The 18,085-nt window shown below is 41.0% G+C and carries 14 protein-coding genes; 2 read left to right on the top strand and 12 right to left on the bottom strand.

All coding sequences use genetic code 11. The features are described from left to right. Positions 1-49: 49 nt before the first annotated feature. The 5 genes from secF to queA form a co-directional block, all read right to left on the bottom strand. The gene (secF, locus tag AN395_RS13120; protein ID WP_054983265.1) at positions 50-997 is read right to left on the bottom strand and encodes a protein translocase subunit SecF; all 948 of its coding nucleotides are present in this window, start codon (positions 995-997) and stop codon (positions 50-52) included. A 9-nt stretch (positions 998-1,006) separates the two neighbouring features. Then, the gene (gene secD / locus AN395_RS13115) at positions 1,007-2,866 is read right to left on the bottom strand and encodes a protein translocase subunit SecD (protein ID WP_004587612.1); all 1,860 of its coding nucleotides are present in this window, start codon (positions 2,864-2,866) and stop codon (positions 1,007-1,009) included. A 19-nt stretch (positions 2,867-2,885) separates the two neighbouring features. Next, positions 2,886-3,221, bottom strand: a complete 336-nt coding sequence (gene yajC, locus AN395_RS13110) for a preprotein translocase subunit YajC (protein WP_004587613.1) — start codon at positions 3,219-3,221, stop codon at positions 2,886-2,888. Between the two features lie 25 nt (positions 3,222-3,246). Continuing rightward, entirely contained in the window at positions 3,247-4,371 is a 1,125-nt protein-coding gene (gene tgt / locus AN395_RS13105) for a tRNA guanosine(34) transglycosylase Tgt (protein WP_004587614.1), read from the bottom strand. Between the two features lie 175 nt (positions 4,372-4,546). Further along, the gene (gene queA / locus AN395_RS13100) at positions 4,547-5,578 is read right to left on the bottom strand and encodes a tRNA preQ1(34) S-adenosylmethionine ribosyltransferase-isomerase QueA (RefSeq protein ID WP_054983264.1); all 1,032 of its coding nucleotides are present in this window, start codon (positions 5,576-5,578) and stop codon (positions 4,547-4,549) included. Between the two features lie 201 nt (positions 5,579-5,779). Here queA and AN395_RS13095 point away from each other — a divergent pair, with 201 nt between their 5' ends. Beyond that, complete coding sequence (locus AN395_RS13095) at positions 5,780-8,311, top strand: EAL domain-containing protein (protein WP_054983263.1); 2,532 nt, start codon at positions 5,780-5,782, stop codon at positions 8,309-8,311. Between the two features lie 187 nt (positions 8,312-8,498). Then, positions 8,499-8,711 carry a hypothetical protein gene (locus tag AN395_RS19665; protein ID WP_024031438.1) on the top strand — a complete coding sequence of 71 codons (213 nt, stop codon included), beginning with the start codon at positions 8,499-8,501 and terminating at the stop codon, positions 8,709-8,711. Between the two features lie 119 nt (positions 8,712-8,830). Here AN395_RS19665 and AN395_RS13085 read toward each other — a convergent pair whose 3' ends face one another. The 7 genes from AN395_RS13085 to AN395_RS13055 all read right to left on the bottom strand — a co-directional run bounded on the left by AN395_RS13085 (position 8,831) and on the right by AN395_RS13055 (position 17,471). Beyond that, positions 8,831-9,751 carry a hydrogen peroxide-inducible genes activator gene (locus tag AN395_RS13085; RefSeq protein ID WP_054983262.1) on the bottom strand — a complete coding sequence of 307 codons (921 nt, stop codon included), beginning with the start codon at positions 9,749-9,751 and terminating at the stop codon, positions 8,831-8,833. Positions 9,752-9,833: 82 nt separating this feature from the next. Next, the gene (locus AN395_RS13080; RefSeq protein ID WP_054983261.1) at positions 9,834-11,102 is read right to left on the bottom strand and encodes an inorganic phosphate transporter; all 1,269 of its coding nucleotides are present in this window, start codon (positions 11,100-11,102) and stop codon (positions 9,834-9,836) included. Positions 11,103-11,142: 40 nt separating this feature from the next. Next, entirely contained in the window at positions 11,143-11,820 is a 678-nt protein-coding gene (locus AN395_RS13075; RefSeq protein WP_004587620.1) for a TIGR00153 family protein, read from the bottom strand. A 150-nt stretch (positions 11,821-11,970) separates the two neighbouring features. Beyond that, positions 11,971-12,672 (bottom strand): phosphate signaling complex protein PhoU, encoded by a 702-nt coding sequence (gene phoU, locus AN395_RS13070; protein ID WP_004587621.1) that lies wholly within the window; start codon positions 12,670-12,672, stop codon positions 11,971-11,973. A 45-nt stretch (positions 12,673-12,717) separates the two neighbouring features. Continuing rightward, on the bottom strand, positions 12,718-13,545 hold the full coding sequence (gene pstB / locus AN395_RS13065; protein ID WP_004587622.1) for a phosphate ABC transporter ATP-binding protein PstB: 828 nt from the start codon (positions 13,543-13,545) through the stop codon (positions 12,718-12,720). Positions 13,546-13,571: 26 nt separating this feature from the next. After that, complete coding sequence (pstA, locus tag AN395_RS13060) at positions 13,572-15,221, bottom strand: phosphate ABC transporter permease PstA (protein WP_004587623.1); 1,650 nt, start codon at positions 15,219-15,221, stop codon at positions 13,572-13,574. Between the two features lie 15 nt (positions 15,222-15,236). Next, entirely contained in the window at positions 15,237-17,471 is a 2,235-nt protein-coding gene (locus AN395_RS13055) for an ABC transporter permease subunit (RefSeq protein ID WP_054983260.1), read from the bottom strand. Positions 17,472-18,085 lie beyond the last annotated feature (614 nt).

Here is an 18,085-nt window from a genome sequence, read left to right as displayed (position 1 = left end):
CGCAATAAAAAACCGCTCAATTGAGCGGTTTTATTTAGCGTTAACTCTATTACGGCAATGCGTCTAGGTCTGCGCCTTCTTTTTCAATTACCTCTGGTATTAAATCTTCTTTACTTACGCCCATGGTAATAGCTACCGAGCTTGCAACGTAAACTGAAGAATAAGTACCAATGAACACACCAAATAACAGGGCTGTAGCAAAGCCATGAATGGTTTGTCCGCCCCACACAAATAGCGCAATCAATACCAAAATAGTGGTGATTGACGTTACAAGTGTACGGTTAAGTGTTTGCGTTAACGACATGTCGATAATTTCGATAGTGTCGTCGATGCGTACTTTACGGAAGTTTTCACGAATACGGTCAGATACAACAATAGTATCGTTAAGTGAGTAACCAATTACCGCCAATATTGCCGCTAAAATAGTTAAGTCAAACTCTAACCCTAATACAGAAAACAAACCCACTGTAATAATTACATCGTGTAATAGTGCACCTACCGCGCCCACAGCAAAACGCCACTCAAAGCGAAATGCCACGTAAATCAAAATACAAATAAGCGCAGTTAACATGGCAAGGCCACCCTGCTCTTTTAAGTCTTCCCCTACGCTTGGGCCTACAAACTCAATGCGGCGCATTACTACGCTCTGATCAGCTTGCTTTAAGGCAGTAATAACTTGGTTACCAATAACTTCGGCTTTTACTTCACTGCCACGCGGCGCTAAACGAACCAAAATATCTTGGCTAGAGCCAAACAGCTGCACTGAGGCATCGGCAAACCCGTTTTCAGCTAATACTGAGCGTACTTTTTTCAAATCTGCAGGTTGCGAAAAACCAACTTCTACAGCGGTACCGCCAGTAAAATCTAAACCAAAGTTTAAACCTTTGATAAAAATTGAGGCAAACGACGCTAAAATTAATAGCGTAGAAAAACCCATAGCCACTTTACGAAGTGACATGAAACGTAGGGTTTTACCACCCAAACTTAAAATTTGCATGTCCGCTCCTTAAATTGAAAGTTTATCAATGCGCTTACCACCAATAAATAAGTTAATTACCGCACGGGTACCAACTATGGCTGTAAACATTGAAGTTAAAATACCAATTGCCAGTGTTACGGCAAAACCTGCAATAGGGCCAGTGCCCACTGCAAATAAAATAACCGCAGCAATTAAAGTGGTAATATTGGCATCAAAAATAGTACTAAAGGCGCTATCGTAACCAAAATGAACGGCTTGTTGAGGGCTGCGGCCATCGGCCAGCTCTTCACGAATACGCTCAAAAATAAGTACGTTAGCATCAACCGCCATACCCACTGTTAATACAATACCGGCAATACCTGGCAGCGTTAATGTGGCTCCTGGAATTAACGACATTACACCTACAATAAGCACTAAGTTAGCTGCTAGTGCAATGTTGGCAACTAAACCAAACCCTTTGTAGTAAATAAGCATAAAGGCAAGTACAAACGCAAAGCCAAGGGCTACCGCTGTCATACCAGCTTCAATGTTTTCTTGACCTAGGCTTGGGCCTACTGTGCGCTCTTCAACAATTTGAATTGGCGCTACTAATGCACCGGCGCGTAATAGTAAGCTTAAGTTGTGGGCTTCGGCTGGGTTATCAATACCTGTAATACGGAATGAGCGGTCAAGACGAGCTTGAATCGTCGCAACGTTAATGACCTCTTCTACCTTAATAGGTGGAAGTGCTTTACCGTCCGCATCTTTTTTACCCGATGGCTTGTATTCAATAAATACCGTTGCCATGCGCTTACCAATAGCACGCTTGGTAAAGGCATTCATTTTTGCCCCGCCTTTGCTATCTAAGGTAATGCTTACTTGTGGGCGCTGGTATTCGTCGTTTCCTGATTGTGCACCAGTGATATGGCTACCTTCAAGAATGACACGTTTTTTAAGTACCACAGGGTAGCCATCACGGCTCATGATCATTTCTGTGCCCGCAGGAATACGCCCTTGAGCAGCAGCACTTGGGTCCGCGTTTTCGTCTACTTCACGAAATTCAAGCGTGGCCGTTGCACCTAAAATTTCTTTAGCGCGTGCTGTATCTTGTACACCTGGTAGTTGCACAATAATACGCTCAGCACCTTGGCGCTGTACGTTAGGCTCTGCAACACCAATTTGGTTAATACGATTACGAATAATGGTTTCGTTTTGCTTAATAGCGTAGTCACGTATTTCTTTAAGCTTTTGCTCACTCATAGTGGCAAAAAATGCGCGATCGTTACTGCTATCATCAATGTATACGTTTAGTGGGTAGCGCGATGCTAAAAAGCGTTCAGCCGCTTCTTTATCTTCCTCGGTACGCATTTCTACACGCATACGTTCAGAGCCCGCTACGCGGCGAACACTACGGTAACGAAGTTTTTCTTCGCGTAGGTCGCTACGAAAATCTTGTTCCATTTGCTCTAGCTGATTATCTACCGCGGTTGCCATGTCTATTTCCATGGTGAAGTGAACACCACCACTTAAATCAAGACCTAGCTTCATAGGGTTACCACCCAATGATTTTAACCATGCAGGTTGCGCAGGTGCCATATTAATAGCAGAGATATAATCGTCGCTAAGAGAATTACGCAGTAAGTCTTGCGCTTTTAGCTGTTCTTCAACATTTTTAAAACGTACTAATACTTGGCCGCCTTCAAGCACGGTAGACTTAGCTGTTACATTATGTTGTTTGAGGGTTGCGTTTACTTTGTCTACTACACTGAGATCGACATCTGCGCCTTTTGCCCCCGAAACCTGTATGGCCGGATCGCGGCCATACAGGTTTGGAGAAGCATATAAAAGGCCAATGGCTACCACAGCTAAAACAAGTAAATACTTCCAAATTGGAAACTTGTTTAACACAGGCATGTCCTTTTTATTTTTATAGTGACTTCATTGTGCCTTTAGGCAATACAGCAGATACTGCCGATTTTTGTACTGTTACTTCAGCTTGCTCATTTAAAGAAATCACGATGAAATCTTTATCTTCAGTAATTTTAACAATTTTACCTACTAAACCGCCTTGGGTAAGTACTTCATCACCTTTAGCCATCGCGCTCATAAGGCTTTTGTGCTCTTTCACACGCTTAGCTTGTGGGCGGTAAATTAAAAAGTAAAAAACTAAACCGAAAATAGCTAACATAATTAGCATTTCCCAGCCACCACTTGCAGCAGGTTGACCAGCAGCGGCGTGTGCGTTTGAAATAAATAAACTCATAATACTTCCTCTATATTTTTAAATTTTAATTTATATCTGCAAGCTCTGGCACGTCTTGGCCACGGCGAGCATAAAAATCACTAACAAATTCTTCTAGTTTACCTTCGCTAATTGCATTGCGTAGGCCTTCCATAACACGCTGATAGTAACGTAAGTTATGGATTGTGTTTAGTCGTGCGCCTAAAATTTCGTTACATTTATCAAGGTGATGCAAATAAGCACGCGAATAATTTTTACAGGTATGGCAATCACACTCAGGATCAAGTGGGCCAGTGTCTGTTTTATGTACTGCGTTACGAATTTTAATTGTACCTGTGGTAATAAATAAATGACCATTACGTGCATTACGGGTAGGCATTACACAGTCAAACATATCAATACCACGGCGTACAGACTCAACTAAGTCTTCAGGTTTACCTACACCCATTAAGTAGCGCGGTTTGTCTTCTGGCATTTTGTACGCACAATGATCAAGAATATTCATCATTTCGTTTTTAGGCTCACCAACCGATAGGCCGCCTAATGCGTAACCATCAAAGCCAATTTCTTCTAGGCCTTTTTGTGATTGTGCACGTAACTCTGGGTACATACCACCTTGAATAATACCAAATAAGGCTGATGGGTTATCGCCGTGGCCTTCTTTAGAGCGCTTAGCCCAACGAAGCGATAGCTCCATTGAGTCTTTTGCTTCTTTTTCGGTGGCAGGGTATGGCGTACATTCGTCAAAAATCATTACGATGTCTGAGCCTAAATCACGCTGTACTTCCATTGATTTTTCAGGTGACATCATAATTTGGTCACCATTTACCGGCGATTGGAACAACACGCCTTCTTCGGTAATTTTACGCATAGCACCAAGGCTAAATACTTGGAAACCACCTGAGTCGGTTAAAATTGGAAAGTCCCAATTCATAAAGTCGTGTAAATCACCGTGTTGTTTAATGATTTCAGTACCTGGGCGTAGCATTAAATGAAAGGTGTTACCCAAACAAATTTGCGCCCCTGTGGCTTTAACTTCATCTGGGGTCATGCCCTTAACAGTACCGTAAGTACCTACTGGCATAAATGCAGGCGTTTCTATTACACCACGGTCAAAAATCAAGCGGCCGCGGCGCGCTTTTCCGTCGGTGCGGTCTAATTCAAATTTCATATCATCCTCAATGTCGGAAAAACAGTCCAACAAGCTATAATTTAACCGCTCGATTCTACCCTTTTTGCCCCGTTATTACTATTAGCTGCGCTAAATTCACTGCGTATTAGCGCAGGCAAATAAAAACCCAGCGTGCGAGCTGGGCTTTTTAAAACGGTACCGGATAAAAACGTGCTTATTTACGTGTTAAAAACATCGCATCGCCGTAGCTAAAAAAGCGGTACTTTTGTTCTATAGCCGTGTTGTACGCGCCCATAATGTTATCTTGGCCGCTAAAGGCACTTACTAGCATTATGAGGGTTGATTCTGGCAAGTGAAAGTTAGTCACCATGGCATCAACTACATTAAACTGATAACCCGGAAAAATAAAAATATCGGTATCGCCAAAATAGCTCTCTAATTCACCGCCGTGTACTTTTGCTGCCGACTCCAGCGAGCGTACAGAAGTAGTTCCCACAGCTATAACACGCCCACCGTTAGCTTTTGTATTAGCAACAGCGTGAACCACCTCATCAGGTACTTCAATGTATTCAGAGTGCATGACATGCTCATCTACGCTTTCTACACGCACCGGCTGAAACGTACCTGCGCCAACATGTAGTGTAACAAACGCCATGTTTACGCCTTTTTGTTTTAGTGCCGCCATTAACTTATCGTCAAAATGCAGCCCTGCTGTAGGCGCTGCTACTGCACCGGGCTTTTCGCCATAAACGGTTTGATAACGCTCGCGGTCAGCTTCGGTGTCTGGGCGGTCAATGTAAGGAGGTAAAGGCATGTGGCCAATGTCGTTTAGAATATCGAGTACATTTTGGCTACGATCAAATTCAAGCTCAAATAACGTATCGTGACGCGCAATCATTGTCGCTTTTGCTTTGCCTTCTAAAATAACTTCGTTACCAGGCTTTAACGACTTACTTGCTCTTACATGGGCAAGTACGCGGTGTTCATCAACTACACGCTCTACAAGTACTTCGACCTTACCGCCAGAGGCTTTTTGGCCAAACATACGAGCAGGAATAACGCGGGTATTATTAAATACTAATAAGTCACCTTCGTTTACTAAATCAAGTAGGTCGCTAAACACTTTGTGTTCAACATTGCCAGTTGGGCCATCTAGGGTTAGTAAACGGCTGCTAGTTCTGTCTTGTTTAGGAAAACGAGCAATTAATTCATCAGGTAAGTCAAAGCTAAAGTCAGCCACGCGCATAGTCGGTATTCCACATCATTAAAATCGCGCCAAGTGTATATCTATCCTCGGCTAAGCTCAAGATATCTACCACAGTTGAGAGGATTCACCCTATTTTAGATACATTTGAGTAACTACTTTAAATAATCTTGTTCTTATTGGTAAATATCATTATTCTTACTGTCCTTAATAATGATGGTTTAGTTTTGGGGTTATAAAAAAGTGGCAGATAAGCTGAAGTTGCTCATTCTAAACGCAAGTAGCGAAGAACGCCGCACTATACGCGCCACTTTAGAGTACTTAAACGTATTTGAATTTATTGAAGCCGCAGATAGCCTAGATGCACTCACCCTGTTAAAAAAGCAGCCAGTAAACATGATTATTACGGGCTTAAGCGTGGGGAAAATAGATGGCTGGCGTTTTTCTCGCATGATCCGCTCAGGCTTACTTAAAACACCTAAAAACACCCCTATTTTACTTATCCCCCCTATTTATTGTGAGCGTATAGCAGAAACCACCGCTCGTAGTTATGGCATAGATGCCGTACTGCCTTTTGAGCACCAAGATATGCTGCCGCAGGTGCTGGCCAATGTTCTGTCTACGCATTTAGAAAAAAGCAGCCGCCTTAATTTACTCTTGCTTGAACCAATAGCGCAAAAAGCCGATGAAATAGCAGAGCAACTTAAGCTCAATTTTGCCATTACCCATGTCACCTCAAGCCAAAGTGCTTTAAATGCTTACAACCAACAACAATTTGCTATTGTACTGCTTGATGCAACCGCGTCGCGCGCAGATACTTCAAGTGTTTTAGTCGAAGAAATACTGCAACATAACCCTAAACAAGCCATTGTAACTATTATTGATAATAACGATGCCGACTATGCAGAGCAGCTGCTGCTATCCGGTGTTACCGACTTTATAAGAGCGCCATACGACCCGTCGTTTTTAAATAAAGTATGTGACCATGCTGCGCGCCGTGAAGACTTTATGGTTAGTTATGCTGAGTTTGCCCAAAAGGTTGAACAGTTAAGTATTAGCGAAGTACGCTACAAAGAGCTGTTTTCGGCGCACCAACGTATTTTGCTGCATTTAAATACGGTGGTTTTAGAGCTTGATCAACAAGGTAAAATTCGCTTTATCAATCCTGCTTGGGAAACACTAAGTGGCTTTGGGGTTAAATCGTCTTTGCAAAAATCATTAATCGATTATTGCTCTGATGAATGCCAAGTAAAACTAAATACGACCATTAACGATATTCTTAATGGCGGCATGCACCAGCAGCAGGTCGAGATTCAACTTAATCATAAAAATGGCAATCAGATTTGGGTGGAATGCCGCTTACAGCTAATAAAAAACAGCCGCAATAATGCCACCATTACTGCCACAATCGACAACATACACGAGCGTAAACAAGCTGAATTAAAGCTGCGCCACCTAGCCTTGCACGATACGCTAACAGGCTTACATAATCGTTATTATTTTGATCAACAACTCAATAAAATATGCCAAACCAAGCACACCTATGGTGATGTAGAGCACGCACTTATTTACATCGATTTAGATCATTTTAAAATAATTAACGACAGCAAAGGCCACCAACAAGGCGACATTGTACTAAAAGATGTAGCTCAATTATTTGAAGCAAACATTAGCGCTAAACATTTAGTGTGTAGAATAGGCGGTGACGAATTTGCTGTTATTTTAAAAAATACGCAGCTGCTTGACGCTCACCTAATTGCAGAGAGTATTTGTAGCGCGATTGAACAGCACGAGTTTAAATCTGAAGACCAAGTGTATTCAATCAGCTGCTCTATTGGCTTAACGCAAATAACGGCTAAAAATTGCGACCCGAGTGAGTGCCTCAAGCAAGCCGATATTGCCTTATATATTGCTAAAAGTTTAGGCCGTAACCTAGTGCACTGCTACTCAAAAGAAGATGCGCAAAATAACACCTTGCAAACCGGGCTTGAGTGGGGGCATGAGATTCGACAAGCACTTCAGCAAGATAACGTAGAGCTGCACTATCAGCCAATATGGGACTTTAAAGCCAATAAAGTGGCTTATTTTGAAGCGTTACTGCGTTTAAAAGTAGACGATAAACTTATTTTCCCTAATCAATTTATTCCCTCTCTTGAGCTGCTAAACGACACCTTTTTAATGGACCAATGTGTTATTCGCAATGCCATTGCTAGCGTGGCTGAACACCCAGATTTAAACCAAGTGGCTATTAACCTTTCTGCTCAATCGTTTTTAGATGAGCGCTTAGTGCCACATATAGAATCGAGCCTAGAAAAATACCACGTACCGCCTTCGCGTATTATTTTTGAAATTACCGAGTCAGCCTCAGTTAACAATTTAAAAGCCACCCGAAAAATGATAGAAAAACTAAACAGTTTAGGCTGTCATTTTTCTATTGATGATTTTGGTACAGGCTTTAGTACATTTAACTATTTAAAACAGTTACCTGCACAGCATGTAAAAATAGATGGCTCGTTTGTACGCGACATGATTAACGACCCCATTGACTTAGCACTGGTTAAGGCCATTAACGATATAAGCCGCTCCCTTGATAAGCGCTCTGTGGCAGAATACGTAGAAAGCGAAGAGATATTTTTTGCACTAAAAGAGATTGGTGTTGACTATGGACAAGGCTATTTTATTGCCCGTCCTGTGCCTGTAGAAAAAGTACAATCGACGCTTAAAATTATTTACCAGAAGAAACCTTTTATCCAACAACACACTAGCGCCAGCTAAACATTTTTAAACAGTTTTAAGCATTTTATTACTATCATTATTGCACTTATTGCCTATACTTTACGTACCACTTAGTAAATGTCTTGTTATTTTGATGATTTAACAATAAAAACATGACATTACCTATAAGCATACATGACTAGCAATTACATAGAGGTTAAAGCTTGTCAGGTTTAAGGAGGAAGGTATGGCGCAGTTGATTATTTTACTTCTCGTAATACATTGTGTAATTGCGTATCAGTGCTACCGGTACGCGCAGCTAAAGGGCTACCCAGTAGGCGTATTTGCTACTTTAGGCCTACTCCCGTATTTTAATGTAGTGGTTTGGATTTACTTGCTTTTTCTACCCGAACTCGAACCCTTTGAAAGCCAAACACATAGCAAACAGCAGCCCTTGTAGGCTGCTGTTTTGTTTATGCTACGCGAGTGCTTAATAGTGACCAATAACCACACTGCACAAACCCTGTTTACCTAAAACAGCATATTACTGCTGCACTTTAACCTTAAAGGTAAATAGGCTTAACTCTCAAAATCTAAGCTACATTGGCGAGCTAAAAACACTTCTAGCTGTTGGCTGAATAACTTAAAGTCGCGAATTCTTCCTGTGGTTTTACGCCACAATATGCCTATATCTCTGTAGGCATCGCCTTGCGATGGGGTTGCTATCATGTTTTTATCTTTAAGAATGCCCGCATTAATCGCCATTTGCGGTAAAAATGTAACCCCCAACTGATGCTCTACCATGCTTAATAAGGTATGTAAGCTTGCAGCTTCAAAAGGATTAATACAGCTTGAGCGGTTTAAGTGGCACGCACTCAATGCATGCCCCGTCATACAATGCTCTCGCTCTAATAAAAACACACTAGCATCGGGTAGCAAGTTAAAGTCTTCAACGCCTTTAGCAGGGCTGTAATCTTTATGGTGCACTAAACTAAAGTGATCTTTAGCCAATACTTGAGTATGAAACTTCTCCGTTTGGTACGGTAAGGCTAATAAGGCTAAATCAATATGGCCGTGTTCAAGCTTATCTAATAACTTGTCGCTGGTATCTTCAACAAGTACCAACTCTAAATCACAAAAGGTTTGCTTACAAAAGTGATACAAAGGCGCCGCTATGAAGCTGGCGATAGTGGGTATAACCCCTACCACTAACTTGCCATTGAGTGGCGTTAAAAAGCTTTTGGTTAGCTCTTTTAAACTAATTGTATCGTTAATAATTTTACGAGAGCGCTCCACGACCTCTTCACCAATACTGGTAAACATAAGGCTGCGATTTTCTCGCTCAATTAGCTGACAACCGAGTGTTTCTTCAAGGTTTTGAATTGCACTGCTTAAAGTAGATTGCCCAATAAAGCACGCACTTGCTGCACGGCCAAAATGCTGGTGCTGATGTACAGCTAATAAATACTGTAGCTGTTTAATACTTGGTAGGTTGGTCATTTTTTCTTTCCACAAATAAAAAGACCCCAACACCTAGGGCGTTGAGATCTTTTCAAGCTAAAAGTCTTTGAGTACTTTTTTGTTAAACCCCAAACGCGGTTCTTAGTACGTAGAAAATAACAATAGCAAGGGCAGCGCCAACTGGCAATGTAATTACCCAAGAAACTACAATGTTTCTGATAACACCCATGTTAAGTGCAGCAATACCACGTGCCATACCTACACCTAATACCGCACCAACTAAGGTTTGTGTAGTAGAAATTGGCATACCTGTACCTGATGCAATAACAACGGTAGACGCAGCAGCTAATTCGGCAGCAAAACCACGGCTAGGCGTTAAGTGAGTAATACCTTCACCTATCGTTTTAATTACCTTTTTACCTAAAATAGCAAGACCGGCAACAATACCAAAACCACCTAGTGGTAAAATCCACCAAGCAATAGCCGCTTTTTTAGCAATTTCACCGTTGCTTTCAACAATGTTCACAACCGCAGCAAGTGGACCAATTGCATTCGCTACATCGTTTGAGCCATGCGCAAACGCCATACAACACGCTGTTAATACCATTAATACCGCAAATACTTTTTCTACGTTATTAAATTGCATTTGTTTATCGGCTTTAGGGTCGATATTTAAACGTGAAATCGCAATTTTACCAATAATAGCTACAACCACAGCAATTGCGATCGCAATTAAATAACCTTCAGTAGCGCCTAGGTTAATACCTATATGCTTTAAGCCTTTTTTGATTGTTACTAGCGCCATAATAAAGCCCGCTAAACCCATGTACAAAGGTACAAAGCGTTTTGCGTTTTTAAGCGGTGCATCAGTATCAAAAATCAGCTTTTGCGCACTCATAAAGATTAAGTAAGCAATAAAGCCCGAAATAGCAGGTGTAATAATCCAGCTGCCTACAATACCACCTACTTTATTCCATTGAATAGCCTCTGTACCCACTGCAACTAATGCAAAACCAATGATTGCACCAATAATTGAGTGAGTTGTTGAAACAGGCCAACCTAAAAATGAGGCAATTAATAGCCAAGTACCTGCTGCAAAAAGTGCAGAGATCATACCTAAAACCATTAAATCAGGGAGAGCAGCAAAAGGCGCAGCATCAATAATACCTTTACGGATTGTTGATGTAACCTCACCACCTGCTAAGTAAGCACCAGCAAATTCAAAAATCATAGCAATAATAATTGCTTGTTTAATTGTTAACGCTTTTGAACCTACCGAAGTACCCATCGCATTAGCAACGTCGTTCGCGCCAATACCATAAGCCATAAAAAAGCCGACTGCTGCGGCAATTAAAACTAATACCGTGCCGTAAGATGCAATGATATCCATTGTGTAACCTTAATCTTTCGTTTGAACTGATTTTTATAAATTAACGAGCTAGCATCAGCTCAAGACGTGATCCTACGCGCTCTGCAATATCTGCAAGTTCGCCAACCCATTCAATTATTTTGTATAAAAACATAACATCAATTGGGTTTAGCTCGCTTTCTACATCGCGTAGTTGGCGGCGTACTTTAATTTGCATTTCATCCGTGTCTTGTTCTATGGCATCCAATTCTACGAGCATTTTTTCTACTAAAGTCACCTCGCGACCTTTAAAGCCCGTTTCTAACAATTCTTCTAACTCATTAATTGCTTTTGATGCTTGTTTAGTCGCATCAACACAACGTGTTAGATAAGCTAAAAAGTCTGCTTGCATAGCGCTAGGAATTGTCATTTCACGGCCAATTACGCGCCCTGCAATGTCTTTAGCCTTATTTGCTATTTTATCTTGTTGAGTTACGAGTTCGAGCAGATCTGTACGCTCTACCGGCATGAATAAACCACGCGGTAATTGTAAGCGTATATCTCTTTTCATATCATCAGCTTCACGCTCTAAATTACGAATAGTTAAGCGAAGCTCTTCTGCTTGCTGCCACTCTTCTTTAAATACGTGATTAAAAAAAGGTATCAAGGCTTTACTTGCTTGATGAACCTTCTTGATGTGTTCTTCCATTGGTTTGATAGGAGATTTTGCAAATACTCCTAAAAACGCGTTTGTAGGCATAACTGACCCTTTAATCAAATTGATATGCTTTGCAGCATGAATTTTACAGTATTAGCCGCGATTGTGAACGCTTTTTATTATTTCATCATGGCTAACAATGCATAAAGCGGCACTAAGCCGCTTTAATAAAAAAGAATGATAGATAAAAACCTACAACGATTTTTCTATATCTTCTTGAGATGTATGACGAATATCTTTGCCGTTTACAAAATAAATAATGTATTCCGCAATATTTTGGCAACGGTCGCCAATACGCTCTAATGAACGTACAGACCACACTAAATCCATAATTTTAGGAATTGAGCGTGGGTCTTCCATCATGTAAGTCATAATTTGACGCGTGATTGCTTCATATTCACGGTCAACTTTTGCATCTTCTTTATGTACTTCAAAGGCGCGTTGTACATCCATGCGCGCAAACGCATCAAGTACATCGTGTAGCATTTTTAAAACTTGGCGACCCATGTTTTCAATATTCACTAATAAATCTTGCTGATCTTTAGTAAATGAATCAAGTGCCACTTTAGCAATGCGCTCTGCTTCATCGCCAATGCGCTCTAAATCGGCAATCGTTTTTGCAATGGCTATTACTAAGCGTAAATCGCTCGCTGCAGGCTGACGACGCGCAATGATGCGCGTACATTCATCATCAATGCTAACTTCCATCGCATTTACTTTGTAATCGTTCTGGCGTACTTTTTGTGCCAGTTCAGCATCATTGCGACTTACTGCATCTAATGCACTGCTTAGCTGCTGCTCAACTAGGCCACCCATGTTAAGTACATGGTTACGAACATTTTCTAGCTCTTGGTTAAAGCGCCCAGAAATATGCTTATTTATATTATGTTCCATAATTACCTTCTCTTAAATTCGTTTACAACACTAAAACGTATACGACTAGCCGTAACGGCCTGTAATGTAGTCTTCCGTTTTCTTTTTGCTTGGCGTTGTAAATAAGGTATTTGTGTCTGAGTATTCAATCAACTCGCCCATGTACATAAAGGCCGTTTGATCAGATACACGCGCTGCTTGTTGCATGTTATGTGTCACAATAACAACGGTAAATTTGTTCTTTAAATCGTTAATTAGCTCTTCAATAACCAAAGTAGAAATTGGGTCAAGTGCCGATGTTGGTTCATCAAGTAATAGTACTTCAGGTTCAATCGCAATTGAACGGGCAATAACTAAACGCTGTTGCTGACCACCCGATAGACCAAATGCACTATCGTGTAATCTGTCTTTTACTTCATCCCATAAAGCCGCACCGCGAAGTGATTGTTCTACCACTTCATCTAGCTTACGCTTTTCTTTAATACCTTGTAAGCGTAGGCCATAAACCACATTTTCATAAATTGATTTAGGAAATGGGTTAGGACGCTGAAACACCATACCCACGTTACGACGAAGCGCGGCTACATCTACACTTTTATCGTAAATGTTTTGGCCGTGAAGTAATATTTCACCTTCAATACGACACACATCAACTAAATCGTTCATGCGGTTAATACAACGCAATAGCGTTGATTTACCACAACCCGACGGGCCGATAAACGCTGTAACTTGGCCTTTCGGGATATTCATATTTACTTTGCTAAGCGCTTGCTTTTCACCATAGTAAAGATCAAGGTCCTTAATCTCTAACGCTTTTTGGTCATCAGTTAAGTTTTCTAAGTCTAACTTCAAGCTTTTGTTAGCTTGGTTTACTTGTGGAGCGACTGTAATCATGTTTGTTACCTATAATTCTTTACTAATTAGTGTTCAAGCGATCTGAATTTTTCACGTAAATGGTTACGTATGCCTATCGCTGTTATGTTGAGGGTAATAATCACCGACACTAATAAGAAGGCCGTTGCGTATACCAGCGGGCGTGCCGCTTCAACATTCGGGCTTTGAAAGCCCACATCATAAATATGAAAGCCTAAGTGCATGAACTTTCTATCTAAGTGAAAATAAGGGAAGTTGCCATCAAGTGGTAACGTAGGGGCCATTTTTACAACACCTACGAGCATTAACGGCGCAACTTCACCGGCCGCTCGAGCAACAGCAAGTATTAAACCTGTCATAATTGCTGGGCTTGCCATAGGAATAATAATACGCCACAAGGTTTCAACTTTGGTTGCACCAAGCGCTAATGAACCATCACGCACTGTACTTGGAATACGCGATAAACCTTCCTCGGTTGATACAATAACAACCGGTAATGTAAGAATAGCTAATGTAAGCGCAGACCACATAACACCCGGCGTACCAAATACTGGCGTTGGCGCAGCTTCTGGGTAAAACAGTTGGTCAAGGCTACCACCTAACATGTAAACAAAAAAGCCTAAGCCAAATACACCGTAAACAATAGACGGTACACCGGCAAGGTTAATTACCGCAATACGAATCATCTTAGTTACTGCATTTTTAGCTGCGTATTCATGTAAGTAAATTGCAGCTACAACACCAAATGGGGTCACAATAACGGCCATTAGCATAACCATAAATACTGTACCAAATATAGCAGGGAATACGCCGCCTTCGGTGTTTGCTTCACGTGGGTCGTCTGATACAAACTTACCCAGTTGTACAAAGTAATGACCTAACTTTGAGAAAAAGCCCATGTCGTTAGGCAACCAAACATCAAGCACTTGATACAGTGGAATGGTGACTACTTCACCACGCATGTCCTTAACTAAAACTTGGTCACGCTTGGCTTTTTTACGCAGTGCAAATAACTCTTTTTCAAGTACTGCGTATTCGTTACGTAACTCGGCACGTGCTTGAGCAAGCTCAGCAACACGCTCATCGGTTAGTTCGTCATCAAGTAGGTACGCTTTTTCTTGTAAGCGAAGACGCTCTAATTCGTAGTTGATATGACCGATGTCGCCATTTTGTAAATCAAGCGCTTCGTCGTTTAAATCAACCGCACGCTCTACTAGCTCATGTAAGGTTTCGATTTTATCGCCAGTAACCGGCTTTCCATCTTTAATTACACCTTCTATGTAGCCATAAAAGTTACCGTTTTTACTGCGCTCAAATACAGCAAGCGTAGCCGGTGTACTTTGCTCAGTAATATCGGTTTCTAATATCCAACGAAAATCTAAATCTACATATTCGCGGTTACCTGTTTTTATAAGTAAACGCTCAACTTCATCTTTATTAAAATCTGATACATCAATACCTGTTGCAGCTAAACGCGCTGTAGGCACAAGTTCTCGGTCGTAAACTTCACCAATGATGGTTTGTTTTGAAATAGACCCTTCTAGCTCAAATTGAACTACCTCAGATGGCCAGAAAAAGCTTAATCCCTTCCAAGCTATCATTGCTAATAAACCGAGAACTGAAATTAAGCTGATACTTACCGCACCACCTGTCATCCAAATCCAAGGAGAACCAGACTTAAACCACTGCTTTACCATGTCGTGTCTCTCCACTTACATTGAGCTGTATTTTTCACGCAGTTGCTGACGAACAAACTCAGCCACTGTGTTGAAAATAAAGGTGAATATGAATAGTACAAATGCTGCTAAGAATAATATTCTATAGTGCGAGCTGCCTACTTCTGATTCAGGCATTTCTACCGCAATGTTTGCTGCAAGCGTACGCATACCTTGGAAAATACTCCAATCCATAATTGGCGTATTACCTGTTGCCATTAATACAATCATGGTTTCGCCTACTGCACGGCCAAGTCCCATCATCACGGCAGAGAAAATACCTGGGCTTGCTGTAAGTAGTACAACACGTACTAGCGTTTGCCACTGCGTAGCACCAAGTGCTAGTGAGCCATTTGATAAGTGTTTAGGAACACTAAATACGGCATCTTCTGCAATCGAGAATATAGTAGGAATAACGGCAAAGCCCATCGCAATACCAACAACTAATGAATTACGTTGGTCAAACGTCATACCAAGCTCATTTGTTAAGTATTGACGTACATTGCCATCAAACATCCAAAGCTCTACTGTTTCGCTCATCGCGAACGAGAACCAACCAATTAATAGAACAACCGGAATAAGTAAAATAGAGTGCGACCCTTCAGGGATTTTATGGCGAATACTCACTGGTAACTTAGTCCAACCTAGTGCTGTTGCTAGCACACCTAACGGTAATAAAATCAATAAGCCGACAATAGCAGGTAGGTGCTCTTCTATAAGTGGCGCTAACCACAGGCCTGCTAAAAAGCCTAATATTACAGTCGGGAGGGCTTCCATAATTTCTACCGTTGGCTTTACCACTTTACGCAGCTCGCTCGACATAAAGTAAGCGGTGTAAATAGCGGCAGAAAGCGCAATGGGTACTGCAAATAGCATGGCGTAAAGCGCTGCTTTTAACGTACCAAACGAAATTGGAACCAAAGAAAATTTAGACTCAAAGTCATCACTTGCTGATGTAGATTGCCAAATATAACCAGGCTCAGGGTAACCTTCGTACCACACTTCTTGCCAAAGCGCAGACCAGGTAACCTCTGGGTGCTCATTATGAATTTCTAATACGGTTAGTTGGTTATCGGCTAAAATAAGGGCAGCATTTGAGCGCGGAGCTATAGCAAAGTTTTTAATCTCGCCATCACTTACTTTACCTTGCCAAAGTTTTGCCTCACTTGTGGTGTAATACACACCTAGCTCACCATTACTGCTTGTAGTGAAGAAAGTTCGACGATAAAACTCGGTAAAAATGTTCAGCTTGCTTTGTTTAGTTGTTTCAAACGAGCGAATTTTTTGATACTCACGGCCGCTGTCTGTATTTACTTCAAACCACTGCGATACTTCACCGTTATCGTTTGCAAGCATGAGTGAGTTAGCACCAGCAAGTAGCTGCGCAGACACTAAGTTAGCACTTTCTTCGTTAGCCGAAAGCAGCTGAATTTGCTCTACTTCGCTTGGGTAGCGTGTATCGTAAACATAAATTTGATTCGCCGAACGTACAAATGTGCGGGTGGTATCTGGCGAAATTAAAAGCTCATCAACACGGCCTTCAATATTAAGCTCAGTGCGCTCAACTACCCATTCTACTTCACCGGTAAACATGTTTTCTTCAGCAACAAAGCTGCTAAATAAAACGCGTTTGTCTTCGGTTAAAGCAACCACGGCTGTTTTATCTTCGTAATGACTAAATGCAAAACGCTTAATGGCAGCACCTTGCTCGTCAACTTCTAATGCCATTTTACCAAGTGGGTAATCTAGACGTGGCGTTAGCTTTCTTTCGTTGTTAGGAAAAGTAACTAAAAACTTAGGTGCTACCAGCACCACTGAGCCATTTTCTAAACCAAACGCATAATGCCCCTGAAACGGCGCACTGTTTGCAAAGCTTGATGCATCACTAGGTAGCTCGGCGCTTAATGTTTTAAGCTTTTTACCAAAGCTGCCATCTTGCACACTATAAAAATCTACCTCTCCTTGCTGAGAGAGTAAAAAAGCAACCTCAGTTTGCTCCTCAACACCTAAGCCCACAATTTGTTCAGCATTAGCAACGTTAAAACTGTTACGTTTTTCTACTTTTGCTGATTCAAAAATTGGTTGTACTACATAAAGAAGGTAAAAGAATATTAATAACAATGCTATTAATACCATTACTCCGCCTGCGGAAATACCCCACTTTGCAAACCGGTCTTTAAATAGACGGCTTCGATCCGTATTTAAAGTCGGCTTATTCGGATTGGAAGTCATCAAAACACCCTTTAATTCTGTCGTTGCGCAAATTATATTTCATCAAGATGACAGTAATGTTACAGATGTAATAAATACCCGCCTAAATGCTTTAAAATCAGTCCTTTTTTCTAATGACAGCGCTTGCTTAATTGTTACTCACTGATATGCCACAACATAAATCGATACAAAAAAAGGGAAATATTTAATATAAATGCCCTAAATTAGTGCCTATTTAGCTATTTAATAACGCGTTTTACTGCCCTGCTGGAGATGACTAAATTTATGCTTTTATGGCGCATTAGTTGTTAACACTTTTATGGTTAAATAAAGTACATAGCGATCAAAGCATTAAAAAAATAAATGTTATGGTTCATAAATGACACTTATTATCAAAAGTGCTATAAAATTGTTAATAAATTCAGTGTGAGTTTATCTTCTTATGGGAACTAATTTGTGCTTTTATTGGACAAACAATTTAACGCAGACAATACTAAATCTATGTATAACGAAACCAGACCGCAGCGCTAAAGTTAAAAAAACTCAACGATAAAGACACAAATAAGTAATAATAAACAATTAGTTTTTTATGGGTTTATATTACCCACTACAATGATAGAAACGTTATAAACACT

Source organism: Pseudoalteromonas sp. P1-30, from assembly GCF_001400005.1.
Lineage (GTDB): Bacteria > Pseudomonadota > Gammaproteobacteria > Enterobacterales > Alteromonadaceae > Pseudoalteromonas > Pseudoalteromonas atlantica.
Note: the sequence above shows the minus strand (reverse complement) of the source record. Positions and strands in the feature narration are given on the sequence as shown.

Bases quoted from the DNA above. Each gene is read 5' to 3' on its own strand.
- pstA (WP_004587623.1), bottom strand. From the start codon at position 15,221: ATGGTAAAGCAGTGGTTTAAGTCTGGTTCTCCTTGGATTTGGATGACA.
- secF (WP_054983265.1), bottom strand. From the start codon at position 997: ATGCAAATTTTAAGTTTGGGTGGTAAAACCCTACGTTTCATGTCACTT.
- yajC (WP_004587613.1), bottom strand. From the start codon at position 3,221: ATGAGTTTATTTATTTCAAACGCACACGCCGCTGCTGGTCAACCTGCT.
- queA (WP_054983264.1), bottom strand. From the start codon at position 5,578: ATGCGCGTGGCTGACTTTAGCTTTGACTTACCTGATGAATTAATTGCT.
- pstB (WP_004587622.1), bottom strand. From the start codon at position 13,545: ATGATTACAGTCGCTCCACAAGTAAACCAAGCTAACAAAAGCTTGAAG.
- tgt (WP_004587614.1), bottom strand. From the start codon at position 4,371: ATGAAATTTGAATTAGACCGCACCGACGGAAAAGCGCGCCGCGGCCGC.
- AN395_RS13055 (WP_054983260.1), bottom strand. From the start codon at position 17,471: ATGACTTCCAATCCGAATAAGCCGACTTTAAATACGGATCGAAGCCGT.
- AN395_RS13085 (WP_054983262.1), bottom strand. From the start codon at position 9,751: ATGACCAACCTACCAAGTATTAAACAGCTACAGTATTTATTAGCTGTA.
- AN395_RS13075 (WP_004587620.1), bottom strand. From the start codon at position 11,820: ATGCCTACAAACGCGTTTTTAGGAGTATTTGCAAAATCTCCTATCAAA.
- AN395_RS19665 (WP_024031438.1), top strand. From the start codon at position 8,499: ATGGCGCAGTTGATTATTTTACTTCTCGTAATACATTGTGTAATTGCG.
- AN395_RS13080 (WP_054983261.1), bottom strand. From the start codon at position 11,102: ATGGATATCATTGCATCTTACGGCACGGTATTAGTTTTAATTGCCGCA.
- phoU (WP_004587621.1), bottom strand. From the start codon at position 12,672: ATGGAACATAATATAAATAAGCATATTTCTGGGCGCTTTAACCAAGAG.